This window comes from Promicromonospora sp. Marseille-Q5078, from assembly GCF_050315395.1.
GTDB lineage: Bacteria > Actinomycetota > Actinomycetes > Actinomycetales > Cellulomonadaceae > Isoptericola.
Window position 1 is genome coordinate 2,849,965 of the sequence record NZ_JBNPQG010000001.1, and the last position, 16,506, is coordinate 2,866,470.

Here is a 16,506-nt window from a genome sequence, read left to right on the forward strand (position 1 = left end):
AGCGTGACCGTACCCCACCTCGCTGGAGGTCCGGGCCCCGGGCGGGCACCCCTCAGCCCGCGTGCGCCACGCGCTGCCGGCCGAACGCCAGCACCATGGCGAGGCCCACGAGCGTGAGCGCGAGGCCCACCCACGCGGGGGCGAGGTACCCGTAGCCGGCGGCGATGACCAGTCCGCCGAAGAACGCGCCGCTCGCGTTGCCGATGTTGAGCGCCGAGTGGCACAGGGCCGCGCCGAGGGACTGCGCCCGCGGGGACAGGTCCATGAGCCGGGTCTGCATGGCCAGGCCGAGCGTCTGCGAGGTGACCGCGAGCGCGAACAGGCCCAGCACGGCCGGCACCGGGGACGTGCCGACCAGCGCGAAGAGGACCAGCGACAGCGCGGTGGCGACGAAGCCCCAGATCACGGTGCGCAACACGTTCCGGTCGACCAGCCGGCCGCCCAGCAGCGTGCCGACCGTCATGCCGACGCCGAACACGGCGAGCACCCAGGGCACGGCGCTCTCGGGCATCCCGGCCACCTTGGTGACCGTCGGCGCCACGTAGGTGTAGACGGCGAAGAGCCCGCCGAAGCCGATCGCCCCGGCCGCGAACGAGATCCACAGCGGGCCGTTGCGCAGGGTGCCCAGCTCCCGGCGCACGCTGGTGTCCACCGGCCCCTGCTCGGGCACGAACCGCCAGATGCCGAGCAGCGTGACGGCCCCCAGCACCCCGATGACCACGAACGCGGCGCGCCAGCCGAGGCTCTGGCCCACCGCGGTGGACAGCGGCACGCCCACGACGTTCGCGACCGTCAGGCCGGTCATCATCATGGACACCGCGTGCCCGCGGCGCCCGGGCCCGGCCACCGACGCGCCGACAGCGGCCCCGACGCCGAAGAAGGCGCCGTGCGGAAGGCCGGCGAGGAAGCGGCCCACGACGAGGCTCTCGATGCCCGGCGCGGCGGCCGACAGCACGTTGGCCACGGTGTAGAAGCCCATGAGGCACAGCAGCAGCCGCTTCCGGGACATCCGCGCGGCCGCGACCGTCAGCAGCGGGGCGCCGACCACCACGCCCACCGCGTAGGCCGTGATGGCGTGCCCGACCACGGGGTCGCTGACGCCCAGGTCCGCGCCGATCTGCGGCAGCAGGCCCATCGTGGCGAACTCGGTGGTGCCGATGGTGAACCCGCCCACGGCGAGCGCGAACAGGGCGGCACCGACGTGCGGGGACGCCGACGCGGGCGTGGTCGACGTGGTTCCGGTCGCGGGGGTGCCGCTCGTGGTCGTCTCGGTCACGTGGGCTCTCGCTCTCTCAGGTGGTCGCGCTCGGGAGAGACGCTCGAAACGATTCGACGATGTGACGCGGGTCAGCCGCGTGCACGTCGTCGGGGAACCGGGTCAGCCTACGCGCGCACGACCCAGATGCGCGAGGCCGCCAGCAGGCCGAGGTCCACGGCGACCTCGCGGCCCTGGGCCTCCCACGCCACGCCGACCGTCCCGGCGAACTCCCGGCGCGACGTCAGCCGCACCGGCAGGTCCAGGTCGATGCCCAGGTCGGCCAGGTACCGCAGCGCCTCGGGGTCGGCGTCGGAGATGCGCGCGACCACGCCGCGGGCGCCCGCCTCGAGGTCCACCAGCGGCACCGCGTCCGGGCGCACCAGACGCCCGTCGGCGAACGGGATCGGGTCGCCGTGCGGGTCGCGCTCCGGGTGGCCGAGCCGCGCCGAGATCCGCTCGACGAGCCGGTCGGACACCGCGTGCTCCAGCACCTCGGCCTCGTCGTGCACCTCGTCCCAGGCGTACCCGAGGTCGCGCACCAGCCACGTCTCCAGCAGCCGGTGGCGTCGCACCATCACGAGCGCGTACCGACGACCCGTCTCCGTGAGCCAGACGCCGCCGTACGGCTCGTGGCCCAGCAGGCCCTGCGTCGTGAGGCGGCGCACCGTCTCGGAGACCGTCGAGGGCCCCACGCCCAGCCGGTCGGCCAGCAGCCCGGTCGTGACCTTCTCGTCGGACCACTCCTGGGCCGACCAGACCGCCTTGAGGTAGTCCTGGGCGACGGGTGTCAGCTCGTCCGGGTCGAGGGCCTGCGCGGGGGTGGGTTCGTGCACGGTCCCGAGCCTAACGGGGGCTAAGGCGTCCCCGCCGTCCCGCTCGTCGTCGTCCCGGGGTCGCCGTCCTGGTCGGGCACGACCGCGGACGACGAGAGCGCGTCGTCGGACGCCGGCACCACCTCGGGCACGGGCTCCCGCTCCCCCACCGTCGCCTCGCCGTCGGGCGTGACGCTCACCACCTGCACGTCCACCATCCGGCGCGTCTCCGGGTCGAAGCGCAGCACGGTCATCTGCGCGGTGCCGTGCAGCGGGCCGACGGTCGGCTGGTTCGGCGCGGCCCCGGCCGTGGACCCGTTGACGTACCGGATGCCCTGGCCCACCTGCTCCGGCCCGGACCGCTGGTGCGTGTGACCGGAGATCTGGAACGGCACGCAGCCGGTCTCCATGGCGCCCAGGCCCACCGGCGGCGTGTGGATCATCAGGAGGTCCACGCCGCCGTCCTCGCAGGCGACGGTGGCGAGGTCGCTCGCCTGCTGCTCGGGCATCCGCTCCCGCGCGACGTTCGTCCCCACGCCCACGCGCGTCTCGAGGGCGTCCCGGTCGCCGAGGATGCGCACCCCCTCGACCTCGATCACCTGGCCGTCGAGGATCTTCTGGCCGTGCGCCGCCTCCTGGTCGGACGTGATCTGCGAGTCGTGGTTGCCGTCCGAGACGACCATGGGGGTGCCGCGCGGCACGGCGGACGCGAAGGAGTCGACGCACACCTTCTCCACGGACGTGCCGTTCATCGTCGTGTCCCCCGCGTTGAGCACGACGTCGGCACCCGAGCGCTCCACGGTCTGCGCGATGAGCGGCGTCATCCCGGTGTTGCAGTGCAGGTCGGAGATCACGAGGAAGGTGACCAGGTCGTCCTCGGAGCCCGAGGGCACCGCGAGCGGGGCCGCCGGCGTCGCGCCGGGCGAGGCGAACAGGGTCCCGGCGTCCGTGGCGGAGCCCAGGGACTCGGAGGCGAGCCGCGCGTCCCACGCCTCGGTGAGGCTGTCGTCCGCGCCCGCGTAGAAGTCCTCGTTGTCCTGGTACAGCCCGACGAGCTGACCGCCGTAGGTGTCGATCACGCCCGCCAGACGACCGGTGATCCGTGCCCCCTCGAGGGCCGTGCCCTCGAAGACGGACGACGCCGGCCGCCCCTGGGGTGTCGTGCCCACGCTGCCCGACGAGAGGGTCGCGACCACGAGACCGACGACGGCGACGCCGGCCGCGATCTCCCCCGTCCGCGGCGCGAGCGAGGTGGCCAGCTCGCGCCGCCGGGCGGGGCCGAGCAGCCGGCGCAGCGCGAACCCGCCCACGACGAGCACGGCGGCCGCGGCGAGGGACCGCCACAGCGCGTTCTCGATCAGGGCGAAGGCCACGCTGCGCACGGCGACGTCCGGGCTGGAGAAGAACTGCAGGTAGCTCTGCAGGTCGTCCCCCAGCGCGGCGAGGGTGTTGGCCGCCCCGACCGTCGTGAGGTCCGCGGGGATCTCCTTGACGACGACGTCCACGCCCAGCCCGAGCGGCAGCGGCGAGTCGATCTCGAGGGTCCCGAGCGGGCCGAGGTCCGCCACGACGAGGCCGTCGTTCGTGACGGAGTACACGGCCTCGTGCGGCCCGAAGCTCAGCTCCGCGCTGGCGGTGCTGATCCCGAGGACGAGGCACGCCACCGCGGCCACCACCCCGGCGAGCGTCCAGCGCAGCCAGCGCGGGGGCGTGCGACGCACGCGCCGCGCGGGGCGCTCCGGCTCGTCGGTCGCGGGCTCCGCGGGCTCGTGCTCGTGCTCCGGTCGTTCCTCGGTCATCGCGTCCACCCTGGCCGAACGCGGGATGGAACGCCAACGCCCCGCCGGGACGCCCGCGAGATCAGGACCGCGCGCCGCGCAGCGTCGTGAGGGCGATCCCGGCCGCCACGAGGACGGCGACGAAGCCGATCGCGGACGTCACGACGACGCCGCTGCCGAACGCCGCGTGCGCGGAGTCGAGCAGGGCCTGCGCCTGCCCGGCCGGCAGGTCGGAGGCGACGCCGGCGGCGCCGCCCAGCGTCTCCGCCGCGACGGCGGCGTCGGAAGCCGGCACCCCCGCCGGGACCACGACGTTCGCGTGGTACGACCCGGTGAGGATGCCGCCGAGCACCGCCGTGCCGAGCACGGCGCCGACCTCGTACGCGGTCTCGGAGATCGCCGATGCCGCGCCGGCCTTGGCCGCGGGCACGGTCGAGACGATGAGGTCGTTCGAGACCGTCTCGGCGGCGCCGACGCCGATCGCGAGCACCACGAAGGCGAGCGCGAGCCAACCGGCCTCGCCGCGTCCCGCGACGAGCGCGGTGACGAGGTAGCCCACGGCCGACAGCGCCAGGCCCGCGGCGACGACGTACGACGGCCGCACCCGGCGCACCACGCGCACCACGCCCAGGCCGGCGACGACCATCGCCACCGTGCCCGGCAGCAGCACGAGACCGGCCTCGACCGGCGACAGCCCGATGACGAGCTGCAGGTCCTGCGAGACGAAGAACAGGAAGCCGACCAGCGAGAACACCGACAGCAGGTTGACCAGCACGCTGCCCGTGAACGCGGGGACGGCGAACAGCCGCACGTCGAGCATCGGGTCCCGACGGCGCAGCTGGCGGCGCACGAAGAGCACGCCCAGGAGGAGGCCGACGGCGATCGCGGCGAGGCCCAGGGACGGCAGCGCCCCCTTGGCGAGCGTCTTGATCCCGTAGACGACCGGCGTCATCGTGCCCATGACGAGCACGATCGACAGCGGGTCGAGGCGGCCCGGCGCGGGGTCGCGCGACTCGGGCACGAAGACCGGCGCGAGGACGAGCAGCAGCGCCAGCACGGGCACGGCGAGGAGGAAGACGGAGCCCCACCAGAAGTGCTCGAGCAGCAGACCGCCGACGATCGGCCCGACGGCCGAGCCCGCGGCGAAGCCGGCGGCCCAGATCGCGATGGCCAGCCGGCGCTCGTCGCGGTCGGTGAAGACGTTGCGCAGCAGCGACAGCGTGGACGGCATGAGCATCGCGCCGAAGAAGCCGAGCCCCGCGCGGGCGGCGACCAGCGCGCCGGCGGTGGGTGCGAAGGCCGCGACCGCGGACACGGCGGCGAAGCCGACCGCCCCGATCAGGAGCAGGCGACGACGGCCCACGCGGTCGGCGACCGCGCCCATCGGCACCAGGAGGCCGGCGAGCACGAGCGGGTAGACGTCGACGATCCACAGCAGCTGCGTGCCGCCGGGGGCGAGCGCCTCCGAGATCTGCGGCAGGGCGAAGCTGAGGACCGTGTTGTCGATCGAGACGAGGAGCACCGGCAGCATCAGCACGGCGAGGGCCGCCCAGCGTCGCCCGGCAGAGCTGGTGCTGCCGGGGCGCGCGGGGACGGCGGGGCGTCGCGCGGCGGAAGGGGCGCGGTGCGTCGTCACCTGGGTGGAGACCATGAGGTGCCTTTCACACTGCTGGACGGTCGGGGCGACGTGGTGACGTCGAACTTCCGCACCGTCCAGCCGGTACAGTAACAGCCCGCCACTAGGCTGTCCACATGCCGCCACCCCCTGCTGCCCGAGCCAAGGTCCTGCGCGCGTTCGCCGAGCTCCTCGTCGAGTCCGGGGAGCGCGCCGCGACGCTCGAGGCGGTCGCGGACCGGGCCGGCGTCTCCAAGGGCGGGCTGCTCTACCACTTCCCGTCCAAGGACGCCCTCGTCGACGGTCTCCTCGACCACCTCGGCGAGCTCACCGCCGCCGACGTCGGCACGATGCGCGGCGCGCCCGAGGGTCCCGCCGACTACCTGCTGCGCACGTCGACCGTCATCGACGGGGAGTTCGGCATCGTCTATCTCGCCGCCTCGCGGCTCGCGCAGGGCGCCTACCCGCGTGCCCGCGACGTCCTCGACGAGGCGCAGGCCGCGTGGACGGCGACCGTCCGCGAGGAGCTCGGCGACCCGGTGCTCTCCCGGGCCGTGTCGCTCATGGGCGAGGGCCTCTACGCCCTCGCCTCCTTCGGCGCGACGAGCCTGCAGGACCGCGACATCGACGACCTGCTCGTGCTGGTGCGCGAGGTCGCGGCGGCCCGCTCCCCGGGCGAGGGCTCCCCGGCCTGACCCCCGGGACGAGCATCGGGCTCAGCCGGTCTTGCGCTCCGCCTGCTTCGACGCCGTCTTCTTCGCCGGCGACTTCTTCGCCGCGGCCTTCTTCGCAGGAGCCTTCGTCGTCTTCTTCGCCGGGGCCTTGGACGCCGTCTTCCGCGGCGCCTTCTTCTCGTCCTTCGACTCCCCCGTCGAGCCGCCCTTCGACCCGGAGACGCTCCGCCGCAGGGCCTCCATGAGGTCGATGACGTCGGCGTCCTCCTTCTCCGGCTGCTCGCCGAAGGTCTCGGAGGTGTCGAGCGCCTCGCCCTGCTCGATCTTCGCGTCGATGAGCAGGCGCAGCTGCGCCTGGTACTCGTCCTCGTAGTCCTCGGGCGCGAAGTCCGCCTCGTAGCTCGCGACGAGCTGCCCCGACATCGCCAGCTCCTTGTCGGAGACCGTGACGGAGCCGTCGAGGGACGGGAACGCGGCCTCGCGCACCTCGTCCGCCCACAGGAGCGTCTGGATCACGAGCACCTCGTCGCGCACCCGCATCGCCGCGAGCCGGGTGCGCTGGCGCAGCGCGAACTTCACGATCGCCGTGCGGTCCGTCTCCTCGAGCGTGCGGCGCAGCAGCACGTACGCCTTGGGGCTCTTCGAGTCCGGCTCCAGGTAGTAGGTGCGGTCGAGCATGATCGGGTCGATCTGGTCGCTCGGCACGAACTCGACGACCTCGATCTCCCGGTTCGCCTCCGCGGGCAGCGCGGACAGGTCGTCCTTGGTGAGCACCACGGTGCGCTCGCCGTCGTCGTAGGCGCGGTCGATGTGCTGGTACGGCACCTCCTCGCCGTCCAGCTCGCACACGCGCCGGTACCGGATGCGCCCGCCGTCCTCGTCGTGCACCTGGTGCAGGGGCACGTCGTGGTCCTCGGTCGCGCTGTACAGCTTGACCGGGACGTTGACGAGGCCGAACGTCACGGCGCCCTTCCAGATCGCCCTCATGGGTCCATGGTCACGCGACCAGGCAGGACGCGCCACCGCCCTCGCTCGACGGCCGCCCGTGCCAAGATCGGTCCATGACCCTTCAGGGGGACGTCACCCGACCGCCGGCCGTCCGCGACGCCGTCGGCGTCGCGCTCGGTGCGGCGCTCGGCGTGATGGTCCCGTTCGTCGGTGTGCTGGTCCTCGGCCCGTGGTCGCCCGTGGTGGGACTGGTCGTGCCGGCCGCCGTGCGGCTCGGCGTCGGGCTGGGGACGCCACCCGGATCGCTGCCCATGCTCCGCACCGCGCTGAGTGCGGCGCTCTTCGGCTGGGCGGTCGTCGCCGCGTTCATGCTCGTGGCGATCCTCGCGATCCCGGTCGCCCCCGCCCTCGACTGAGCAGCGCCGCCGGACGTCAGCCGACGAGCCCGAGCACCCCGACCACGCCGACGAGCAGCGCGAGCAGCATCGAGACGCCCACCAGCACGGCGTGCACGGTGTAGAAGCGGGTGGGGCGGCCGGCGTCGTCGCGGGCGCGCGGGTCCTTGGTCACGCGGCGCCAGAACGACGGCCAGACCAGCAGGTTCCACACGGCGGCCACGAGCAGGACGAGCGCCCAGCCGACGGGAAGGCTCACAGGCCGACCGCGTCCAGCTTCGCGGCGAGCTCGGCGTCCGTGGGCTCGACGAAGAACTCGCCGTCGGGGAACACGACCACGGGGATGTTCTTGCGGCCGCTGATCGCCTCGGCGTCGTCGGCCCGCGTGGGGTCGGCCGCGAGGTCCACGTTCACGTACTCCACGCCGCGGGTGTCGAGCACGCGCTTGGCGCGGCGGCAGTCGCCGCACCACGTCGCCCCGTACATCGTGAGGGTGGCGGGGCGGCGGAGGTCGGTCGTGGTGGTGTCGTCGGTCATGGTCCGCAGGGTACGCCGGGGCACCGGTTGCACGGGAATCAGTGCACCGAGAACCCGCCGTCGACGTGGAGCGCCTGGCCGGTCACGTACGCGGAGGCCGCGCTCGCCAGGAAGACGGCGGCGCCCGCGAAGTCGTCGGCCAGGCCGTTGCGACCGACCATCGTGCGGGCCGCGAGCGCCTCGACCCGGGCGGGGTCGGACTGCAGGCGGGCGTTGAGCGGGGTGAGGACGAAGCCCGGCACCAGCGTGTTCGCGGTGACGCCGCGCGGGGACCAGGCCTCCGCCTGGGACCGCGCCAGCGACTCGAGCCCGCCCTTCGACACCCCGTACACGCCCGACTGGACGAACGCCCGGTGCGCCTGCTGCGAGGACACGTGGATCAGCCGGCCGAAGCCGCGCTCGGCCATGCCCGGGCCGAAGCGCTGCCCCAGCAGGTAGGGCGCCTCCAGGTTGACCGCCATCGTCGCGTCCCAGGTGGCGTCTTCCGTCTCGCTCAGCGGCGGGCGCAGGTTGATGCCCGCGGAGCTGACCACGACGTCGGGCTCCCCGAAGATTGCGGCCGCCTGGTCGGCGGCGGCCCGCACGCCGGCGCGCGAGCCCAGGTCGGCGCTGACGCGGTCCGCGGTGCAGCCCTCGGCTCGCAGCTCCGCGACCGTCGCGTCCAGCTCGGCCTCGCGGCGGGCGACCACGACGACGCGCGCGCCGGCGCGGGCGAGCGCCCCGGCGATCGCCCGGCCGATGCCGGAGCTGCCGCCGGTGACGAGGGCGACGCGGCCGTCGAGGGAGAACAGGGAGGAGAGGTAGGAGTCCGTCACGCGCCACACTCTGTCATCCGGACGACCGGCTCAGACGTCGGCGTCCGGCAGGATCTCCCGGACCTCCTGGGCGCAGCGGCAGGCCTCGGCGAACCGTGCCGCCCACCGCAGCGCCTCCTCGCGGGACGGCACGTCGACGATCGAGAACCCGCCGACCACGGCCTTCGTCTCCGGGAACGGGCCGTCGGACACGGTGCCGTCGGTCGCCACGACGGACGCCCGCTGGCGCTCCAGCCCGCCGCCGAAGACCCAGACGCCGGCCTCCTGCGCCGCCTGCATCACCGCGTGCGCGGCCCTGCCCACGGCGGGCAGGTCCTCCTCGGGGAACGTCATCGCGCCGTCGTCGAACGAGATCAGGTAGCGGGTCATCACAGACCTCCAGGTGTCGGCGGCGGCCTCGGGTCGGCCTCGCTCGTGGATCGATGGACCGCGCCCGCCGGCAGAAGTCATCGGCGCCTCCCCCAGGTCTCCGCCGGCGTCGCGACGAGACGGTTGCCACGCGCCACCGATAGCCTCGCGCGATGGGAGACGACGAGGTCCGGGTCGTGTGGCGCAAGTTCGACGGCAGCCTGCACTGGCACTACTCCATGAGACGGCTGGGCGAGGACGAGTTCGGGGTGTGGCTCGGCGCTCCGGTCGGAACGGTCTACGACAAGGGCGAGAAGCTCGGGGTCTTCGCGGCCGAGGAGGCGCGCGTCATGCTGTTCCCCCGCGAGGCCTGGTGGACGGCCGAGTTCCAGGCGGCGCCGGCTCGCCTCGACGCGTACTGCGACGTCGCCACCCCGCCGACCTGGTCCGGGCCGGACGAGGTGACGATGGTGGACCTCGACCTCGACGCCTGCCGCGTCCGGGACGACATGTCCGTCTACGTCGACGACGAGGACGAGTTCGCCCTCCACCAGGTGCGGTACGGCTACCCGGCGGACGTCGTCGGGCGCGCCGAGGCGTCGGCCGCGTGGCTGACGGCGGCCCTGCGCGACGGCGTCGAGCCCTTCGGCAGCCACTACCGAGCCTGGCTCGAGCGGGCGGACGCGATCGCCGGCGCCGGGCGTCCATTCCGGGGGTGAGTGGGGCGGCCGTCGACTATCCCCGGCCGAGCACCTGCGCGACGACGAGCGCCATGTAGGGCAACGAGCCGACGACGAGTCCCAGGCCCGCCGCGCAGACGGCGGCCGCACCCCGCCTCGTCCGGACGACAGCGCCCAGCCCCGCCACGACCAGCCCGAGGACGAGGGTGCTCAGGGCGAGCGCCGGCGAGACCACCAGAGCGACCAGCGCGGCGCCCCACAGCCACCACGACAGCAGCACCGCCCTCCAGCCGCTCCTCGTCCGGGCGGCCGGCGGAGTCGCCGCCGGAGTGACGGGGAACGCCTGACCGGTCATCGCCACAGTGTGGCTCGGTCCTGCCGCCCCCGCAGCCGCTCGGGAGGTCGACGAACGGGCCCGCAGGTCACCCGGGGCGCGCACGACGGCGTCGCGCGCGACGATGTGCGCATGGCACGCCCGTCGTCGAGCCCCCCGCAGACCGTCACGGTCGAGGGCCGACGCCTGCAGCTGACCAACCTCGAGAAGGTGTACTACCCGGCCACGGGGACGACGAAGGGCGAGGTGCTGCAGTACCTCGCTCAGGTGGCGCCTGCGCTGCTGCGGCACGCGTCGCACCGGCCCGCCACGCGCAAGCGGTGGCCGGACGGCGTCGACGGGCAGATGTTCTTCCAGAAGAACCTGGACGCGTCGACGCCGGCGTGGGTGCCGCGCCGCACGATCCGGCACCGCAGCTCGACCAACGACTACGTGCTGGTCGACGACCTGGCCACCCTCACCTGGCTCGGGCAGACGGCGACCCTGGAGATCCACGTGCCGCAGTGGCGGTTCGGCCGCACGGGCACGCCGATGCCGCCCGACCGGCTGGTGCTGGACCTCGACCCCGGGCCCGGTGCGGGCCTGGCCGAGTGCGCCGAGGTGGCGCGCCTGGCGCGCGACATCCTGCGCGGCATGGACCTCGACCCGCTGCCGGTGACCAGCGGCTCCAAGGGCATCCACCTGTACGCGGCGCTCACCGGTCACGACGAATCGCTCACCGCCGACGCCGTGTCCGCGGTGGCGCACGAGCTCGCGCGCCACCTGGAGTCGGAGCACCCCGACCTCGTCGTCAGCGACATGAAGAAGTCCCTGCGCGCGGGCAAGGTGCTCGTGGACTGGTCGCAGAACAACGGCGCCAAGACGACCATCGCGCCGTACTCGCTGCGGGGTCGCGACGAGCCGACGGTCGCCGCCCCGCGCACGTGGGCGGAGCTCGACGACCCCGGCCTGCGCCACCTGGGCTTCCAGGAGGTGCTCGAGCGGCTGGAGCGCGACGGCGACCTCCTGGAGCCGCTGGCGGCCGGGCACCTCGCGCAGCTCGAGCCGACGCCGGAGCGGATGGCCACGTTCGAGCGCACCCCGGCCGAGCGGCTCGAGACCTACCGCGCCAAGCGCGACCCCGACCGGACGCCGGAGCCGTTCGGCCCGGCGTCCCCGCCCGCCCGGGACGGGGACCCGACGTTCGTCGTCCAGGAGCACCACGCCCGCCGGCTGCACTGGGACTTCCGGCTCGAGCACGAGGGGGTGCTCGTGAGCTGGGCGCTGCCGCGGGGCGAGCCCACCGACCCGGAGCAGAACCACCTGGCGGTGCAGACGGAGGACCACCCGCTCGAGTACGGCTCGTTCGAGGGCACCATCCCGGCGGGCGAGTACGGCGGCGGGGAGGTGACCATCTGGGACGCCGGCACCTACGACCTGGAGAAGTGGCGCGAGGGCGAGGTCATCGTCACCCTGCACAGCGAGCGGCGCGGCTCGCGCCGGCTCGCCCTCATCCGCACCGGCGGGCGCGGCGGGGACGACGACAACTCGTGGCTGATCCACCGCACCAAGGCCCAGCCGGGCGACGACGACGCGCCCGTCGGCGAGCCCGACGACACGACGACGACCGCTGCCGCGAGCCGCGAGCCGCGTCGCGAGGTCCCCGCGGAGGCGCCACGACCGATGCTCGCCTCCACCGCGCCGCCCGCGGAGCTGGCCCGCCTCCACCCCGACGACTGGGCGTTCGAGGTCAAGTGGGACGGGTTCCGCGCGGTGGTCCAGGTGGACGCGCCCGATCCCGCCGACCGGTCCGAGGGCGGCGAGCCCGCGCGGGTGCGCCTCACGTCCCGCTCGGGCCAGGACCTCACGGTGACGTTCCCGGAGCTGCAGGCGCTGGGGGGCATGGTCGCGGCGGACGACCTGCCGCTCGTGCTCGACGGCGAGATCGTCGCCCTCGACGCAGCCGGGCGACCGTCGTTCCACCGCCTGCAGCAGCGCGCGAACCTCGCCCGGCCGCGCGACGTCGAGAAGGCGCGCCGCAAGGTCGGGGTCGACCTGGTGCTGTTCGACGCGCTGGTCGTCGCCGGTCGGTCGGTGGCCGACCGACGGTACGAGCAGCGCCGCGCCGAGCTGACGCGGGTCGTGACGCCCCGCCGCCCGGTGCACGTGCCGGACGCCCTGGACGGCGACCTCGACGAGGCGCTCGAGACCTCGCGCCTCATGCGCCTCGAGGGCGTGGTGGCCAAGCGGCGCGGGTCCGCGTACACGCCAGGCCGCCGCTCGCGCGACTGGCTGAAGATCAAGCACGCCCGCACCCAGGAGGTGGTGGTCGTGGGCTGGCGGCCGCTGCACGCCGGCACGGGCCGGGAGGACGCGCGCGTCGCCGGGTCGCTGCTGCTGGCGGTGCCCGACGACGACGGCACCCTGCGGTACGTGGGCAAGGTGGGCACCGGGTTCAAGGAGGCCGACCGCCGACAGGTGGTCCGCCGGCTGCGGCCGGTCGACGACGCCCCGCTGGACGGTGTGCCCCGGGCCGAGGCCGTGCACGCGCGCTGGGCCGCGCCGGAGCACGTGGCCGAGGTGGGGTACGGCGACTGGACGGGCGACGCGACCGACCTCGCCGGGGACGCCGCCGGCACGGACCGGGCCGACGACGAGGGCCCGCGGCTGCGGCACTCCGTGTGGCGCGGGTGGCGCGACGACAAGCGCCCCGAGGACGTCGTCGTCGAGGGCTGACGCCGGCCGCGGTCACGCCTCGTGCGCGTACACGACCGTGTTGTCCTCGTAGTGCCCGATGTCGGGGTTCCAGGCGCCACCGCAGGTGATCAGGCGCAGCTCGGGCCCCTCGGTGTTGGCGTAGACGGTGCGGGTGGGGAACTCGTCCTTGTCGTAGGCCTCGACCCTGTCGACGACGAAGGTGACCGTCGAGCCGTCCTTGCGGTCGACGTGGACCTTCTCACCGGGCTCCAGCTCGGACAGGTGGTAGAAGACGGACTCCCCGTTCGGGCTGTCGACGTGCCCTTCGAGGACCGCCGGCCCGACGTCCCCGGGGCGCGGCGACCCGTCGAACCAGGCGGCCTTGTCGATGTCGTCGCCCGCAGGCACCGCCACCGTGCCGTCGTCGTTCAGCCCGAGGTGCAGCAGCCGGGAGTCGACGTCGATGGCGGGGATACGGACCCGCGCCGGAGGGGCGGCGGCGGCGTCCGCCGGCATCGCCGTGGGCGGGGTCGTGCGGGTGGCCCCGGGCGTCGCGCTCGCGCTCGGTCGCGGGGCGGCGTCGGACGACGGCGTCGCCACGGCGGTCACCGGCGCCGGAGGCTGCTCCTGCGTGGCGAGCCCGACGCCGACCGCCGCCCCGCCGCCGAGCAGCAGCCCGGCGGCGACGACGACGGTCGTGCGCCGGCCGACCATCAGGAGTCCTGGTCCTCGGACGCCTGACGGCGGGCGGGCCGACGACGCGCGAGGAGCGCGGCACCGGCGAGCAGAGCGCCGCCGCCCGCGGCGATCAGGCCGGCGTGCTCGACGCCCGCGGCGGAGCCCGTGCCGGTCTGTACCCCGCCGGCGGGCATCTCGTCCATCTGCGAGGCGCTGAGGATCCCGCACAGCGCCGGGTCGGTGGCCTCGGCGGGCAGGGACGGGTCGAGGTCGGACTTCGCGTCGCCGTCGTACTGGCCGCTGCCGTCGTAGTCGACACCGTGCACGACGAGCGCGACGTCGCCGTCGACGATCGCCTCCGCGACGTCCTGCGAGACGTCGATCGAGCCGCGCTCGTAGTCGATGTCGCCACCCTTCGCGGTGTCGAACCGGTCGACCGCGAGCGCCGAGTCGGCCGACGTGTCGCCCTTCGTGGTCAACGAGACCTGGACGGAGCCGTACGAGGGGATGCCCTCGCTGGTGGTGATGGTGCCGGAGCCGTCGGCGTCGTCGCCCTCGACGGGGCACTGGTTCTTGGCGTCGGCACCGAAGTGCAGGTGGGCCGCGTGCGGGCTGCCCGCGAGCAGACCGCTGGCGGCGAACTCCACGGTGACGGTGGTCCCGTCGACCCAGACCATCGCGTCACCTCCGCCGTCGACGCCGTTCAGCGGCACCGGCGTGAGGTCGCCCTGAGCCGTCCCGTCGTCGGCCGACGCGGGGCCGGCGACGGCCAGGAGACCGACGAGTGCGAGGGCAGGGGCTGACAGTGCGGCTCGTGTACGTGCCTTCATGATCGTGTTCCCTTCGTCGCGGGCCGCGACGTCCACGGCCCACGGAAGGTTCGGCACCGGTGCAGGTCCGGATGGGTGCGACCTCAGGGCTGCCGTGCGGAGGCGGCCGCCCGGCTCGTGCGGAGGTGCTCGCGCGCCAGCGACGCGGCGGTCTCCTCGTCCCCGTCCCGGACGGCTTCCAGCAGGGCGCGGTGCTCGTCCGCCATGCCGACGAGGTCGGTGTGCTGGCCCAGGAGCCAGCGCACGCGGCTGGCCGTGACGACGTGCAGCTCGGCGAGGACGGGGTTGCCCGCCGCGTCCACCACCCGCTCGTGGAAGTCGGCCGCCGCGCGCCGCGCGGCGGGGGCGTCGCCGGTCCGCGCCGCCGCGTCCTCCCGCTCCCAGGCGTCGGCGACCGCGTCGAGCTGTTCGGCGGTGCGACGCCGGGCGGCCAGCCGGAACTGCAGCGGCTCGGTCGCCTCCCGCACCTCGTGCAGCTGGGCGACGTCGGCGTCGGTGAACTCCCGCACCACGGCCCAGGTGCGGGGGCGCGGGGTCACCAGGCCCTCCGCCACGAGCGTGCGGAGCGCGTCGCGCACCGGGATGCGGCTCACGCCGAGCTCCGCGGCCAGGTCGCGCTCGACCAGCCGGCTGCCCGGCCCCCGCGTGCCGTCGACGATCTGCTCGCGGACGACGCGGGCCACCCGCACGGACTCGGGCTCGAAGGGCGCCGAGAGCTCGGAGGACATGCGCTCATCCTGCCAGCCGACCGGACGCCAAAATGGCATACCATCTCACCGGAAGTCGCGAGATCGCCGGACGGCCGCAGACGGTCGTCCCGTTCGAGGAGGACGCAGCATGACCACCAGCCCCCGCGTGTCGACGATCCGGAACGTGCGCCCCTGGGGCGGACCCGCGGCCGACCTGCACGTCGCGGACGGCGCGATCACCGCCGTCGTCCCGCACGACCCGGCCGCCGCCACGGACCCCTCGACCGACCCCTCGACCGACGGCGTCGTCGACGGGAAGGGCCTGCTCGCGCTGCCCGGCCTCGTCAACGCGCACGCGCACGTCGACAAGTCCTGGTGGGGCAAGCCGTGGGTGAGCTACGGCGGCGAGGGCGGCACCCAGGGCCGCATCGCGCACGAGCGCGCGCACCGCGACGAGCTCGGCATCCCCGGCGTGGACGTCACGCTCGCGGTGCTGCGCGAGTCCGTCCGGACCGGCACGACGGCGGTGCGCTCGCACGTGGACGTCGACCTCGGCGTGGGGCTGCGGGGCATCGAGGTGGTGCGCGAGGCGGCCGCCGCGCTGGGCGGCGCCGTGCACGTGGAGATCGTCGCGTTCCCGCAGGACGGCGTGCTGCGGCGACCGGGCGTCCTCGAGCTGCTCGAGCAGGCGGCCGCCGCGGGCGCGGAGCACGTCGGCGGCCTCGACCCGGCGTCGATCGACCGCGACCCCGTGCGTCAGCTCGACGGGCTGTTCGGCATCGCCGAGCGCCACGGCGTGGGGGTCGACGTGCACCTGCACGACGGCGGCGAGCTGGGCGCCTTCCAGATCGAGCTGATGATCGAGCGCACCCTGCGCGCGGGCCTGCAGGGCAGGGTCAACGTGGCGCACGGTTTCGCCGTCGGCCAGCTGCCGCCGAGCCGGCAGGCGGACCTCGTCACCGCGATGGGCGAGGCCGGCATCACCATGACCACCGTCGCGCCGATCGGCGCGGTCCCGCTGCCGCTGCACGCGCTGCGGGACGCCGGCGTCGACGTCGGCCTCGGCACCGACGGCATCCGCGACCTGTGGTCCCCGTACGGCACGGGCGACCTCCTGACCCTGACCACGCAGCTCGCACGCCTGTCGGGCTTCCGGCACGACGAGGACCTCGTCACGGCGGCGCGCGTCGCGTCGTCCGACGCGGCGCGGTTCGTGGGCAGGCCGGTGCACGATCTCGTGCCGGGCTCCCCGGCCGACGTCGTGCTCGTGGACGCCGAGAACGTGCCCGACGCCGTCGTCCGCGCACCGCGGCGCGCGCTCGTCGTCGCGGGCGGCCGGGTGGTCGCCCGCGACGGCGAGGTCCTGGTCTGAGCAGGGCGCAGCCGGCCCAGGAGGGCGCTCCCGGGAAGACTCGCGGGCCCGCTCGTGTTGTGCGCGC

At 74.6% G+C, this 16,506-nt stretch carries 18 protein-coding genes; 5 read left to right on the forward strand and 13 right to left on the reverse strand.

Translation table 11 applies throughout. The features are described from left to right. Positions 1-52: 52 nt before the first annotated feature. From ACQFYA_RS13310 to ACQFYA_RS13325, 4 genes are all read right to left on the reverse strand, one after another. Complete coding sequence (locus ACQFYA_RS13310; protein WP_499127536.1) at positions 53-1,189, reverse strand: MFS transporter; 1,137 nt, start codon at positions 1,187-1,189, stop codon at positions 53-55. Between the two features lie 194 nt (positions 1,190-1,383). Then, positions 1,384-2,091: a metal-dependent transcriptional regulator gene (locus tag ACQFYA_RS13315; RefSeq protein WP_499124912.1), complete on the reverse strand. Its 708-nt coding sequence runs from the start codon at positions 2,089-2,091 to the stop codon at positions 1,384-1,386. A gap of 20 nt (positions 2,092-2,111) precedes the next feature. Beyond that, on the reverse strand, positions 2,112-3,869 hold the full coding sequence (locus ACQFYA_RS13320; protein ID WP_499124914.1) for a metallophosphoesterase family protein: 1,758 nt from the start codon (positions 3,867-3,869) through the stop codon (positions 2,112-2,114). 61 nt (positions 3,870-3,930) lie between these two features. After that, a complete protein-coding gene (locus ACQFYA_RS13325) occupies positions 3,931-5,499 on the reverse strand; it encodes an MFS transporter (protein WP_499124916.1) in 1,569 nt (522 codons plus the stop codon). A gap of 101 nt (positions 5,500-5,600) precedes the next feature. On the opposite strand from ACQFYA_RS13325, the gene ACQFYA_RS13330 reads away from it, so the two are divergent. Beyond that, positions 5,601-6,158: a TetR/AcrR family transcriptional regulator gene (locus ACQFYA_RS13330; protein WP_499124917.1), complete on the forward strand. Its 558-nt coding sequence runs from the start codon at positions 5,601-5,603 to the stop codon at positions 6,156-6,158. A 21-nt stretch (positions 6,159-6,179) separates the two neighbouring features. Here the strand turns inward: ACQFYA_RS13330 and ku are convergent, their stop codons facing one another. After that, entirely contained in the window at positions 6,180-7,124 is a 945-nt protein-coding gene (gene ku, locus ACQFYA_RS13335) for a non-homologous end joining protein Ku (RefSeq protein WP_499124919.1), read from the reverse strand. A gap of 74 nt (positions 7,125-7,198) precedes the next feature. Between ku and ACQFYA_RS13340 the strand changes: the two genes are divergently transcribed. Further along, a complete protein-coding gene (locus ACQFYA_RS13340) occupies positions 7,199-7,501 on the forward strand; it encodes a hypothetical protein (protein WP_499124921.1) in 303 nt (100 codons plus the stop codon). A gap of 16 nt (positions 7,502-7,517) precedes the next feature. Here ACQFYA_RS13340 and ACQFYA_RS13345 read toward each other — a convergent pair whose 3' ends face one another. Genes ACQFYA_RS13345 through ACQFYA_RS13360 form a run of 4 tightly spaced genes read right to left on the reverse strand, consistent with a single transcriptional unit; the run spans position 7,518 to position 9,201 of the window. Beyond that, positions 7,518-7,739: an SCO4848 family membrane protein gene (locus tag ACQFYA_RS13345; RefSeq protein ID WP_499124923.1), complete on the reverse strand. Its 222-nt coding sequence runs from the start codon at positions 7,737-7,739 to the stop codon at positions 7,518-7,520. After that, on the reverse strand, positions 7,736-8,017 hold the full coding sequence (locus ACQFYA_RS13350; RefSeq protein ID WP_499124925.1) for a glutaredoxin family protein: 282 nt from the start codon (positions 8,015-8,017) through the stop codon (positions 7,736-7,738). The genes ACQFYA_RS13345 and ACQFYA_RS13350 overlap by 4 nt, the downstream gene beginning before the upstream one ends. A 38-nt stretch (positions 8,018-8,055) precedes the next feature. After that, positions 8,056-8,832 (reverse strand): SDR family NAD(P)-dependent oxidoreductase, encoded by a 777-nt coding sequence (locus tag ACQFYA_RS13355; RefSeq protein WP_499124928.1) that lies wholly within the window; start codon positions 8,830-8,832, stop codon positions 8,056-8,058. Between the two features lie 30 nt (positions 8,833-8,862). Continuing rightward, the gene (locus tag ACQFYA_RS13360; RefSeq protein WP_499124931.1) at positions 8,863-9,201 is read right to left on the reverse strand and encodes a YciI family protein; all 339 of its coding nucleotides are present in this window, start codon (positions 9,199-9,201) and stop codon (positions 8,863-8,865) included. 152 nt (positions 9,202-9,353) lie between these two features. Between ACQFYA_RS13360 and ACQFYA_RS13365 the strand changes: the two genes are divergently transcribed. Next, the gene (locus ACQFYA_RS13365) at positions 9,354-9,899 is read left to right on the forward strand and encodes a DUF402 domain-containing protein (RefSeq protein ID WP_499124934.1); all 546 of its coding nucleotides are present in this window, start codon (positions 9,354-9,356) and stop codon (positions 9,897-9,899) included. Between the two features lie 16 nt (positions 9,900-9,915). Here the strand turns inward: ACQFYA_RS13365 and ACQFYA_RS13370 are convergent, their stop codons facing one another. Next, on the reverse strand, positions 9,916-10,215 hold the full coding sequence (locus tag ACQFYA_RS13370; protein WP_499124937.1) for a hypothetical protein: 300 nt from the start codon (positions 10,213-10,215) through the stop codon (positions 9,916-9,918). A 111-nt stretch (positions 10,216-10,326) separates the two neighbouring features. On the opposite strand from ACQFYA_RS13370, the gene ACQFYA_RS13375 reads away from it, so the two are divergent. After that, positions 10,327-12,909: an ATP-dependent DNA ligase gene (locus ACQFYA_RS13375; protein ID WP_499124938.1), complete on the forward strand. Its 2,583-nt coding sequence runs from the start codon at positions 10,327-10,329 to the stop codon at positions 12,907-12,909. 12 nt (positions 12,910-12,921) lie between these two features. On the opposite strand, the gene ACQFYA_RS13380 is transcribed toward ACQFYA_RS13375, so the two are convergent. The 3 genes from ACQFYA_RS13380 to ACQFYA_RS13390 form a co-directional block, all read right to left on the reverse strand. After that, on the reverse strand, positions 12,922-13,584 hold the full coding sequence (locus ACQFYA_RS13380; RefSeq protein WP_499124942.1) for a class F sortase: 663 nt from the start codon (positions 13,582-13,584) through the stop codon (positions 12,922-12,924). Then, a complete protein-coding gene (locus ACQFYA_RS13385; RefSeq protein WP_499124943.1) occupies positions 13,584-14,378 on the reverse strand; it encodes a hypothetical protein in 795 nt (264 codons plus the stop codon). The genes ACQFYA_RS13380 and ACQFYA_RS13385 overlap by 1 nt, the downstream gene beginning before the upstream one ends. Positions 14,379-14,461: 83 nt before the next feature. Then, positions 14,462-15,106: a GntR family transcriptional regulator gene (locus tag ACQFYA_RS13390; RefSeq protein WP_499124946.1), complete on the reverse strand. Its 645-nt coding sequence runs from the start codon at positions 15,104-15,106 to the stop codon at positions 14,462-14,464. A 109-nt stretch (positions 15,107-15,215) separates the two neighbouring features. On the opposite strand from ACQFYA_RS13390, the gene ACQFYA_RS13395 reads away from it, so the two are divergent. Next, positions 15,216-16,439 (forward strand): amidohydrolase, encoded by a 1,224-nt coding sequence (locus ACQFYA_RS13395; RefSeq protein WP_499124949.1) that lies wholly within the window; start codon positions 15,216-15,218, stop codon positions 16,437-16,439. The last annotated feature ends 67 nt before the right edge of the window (positions 16,440-16,506 follow it).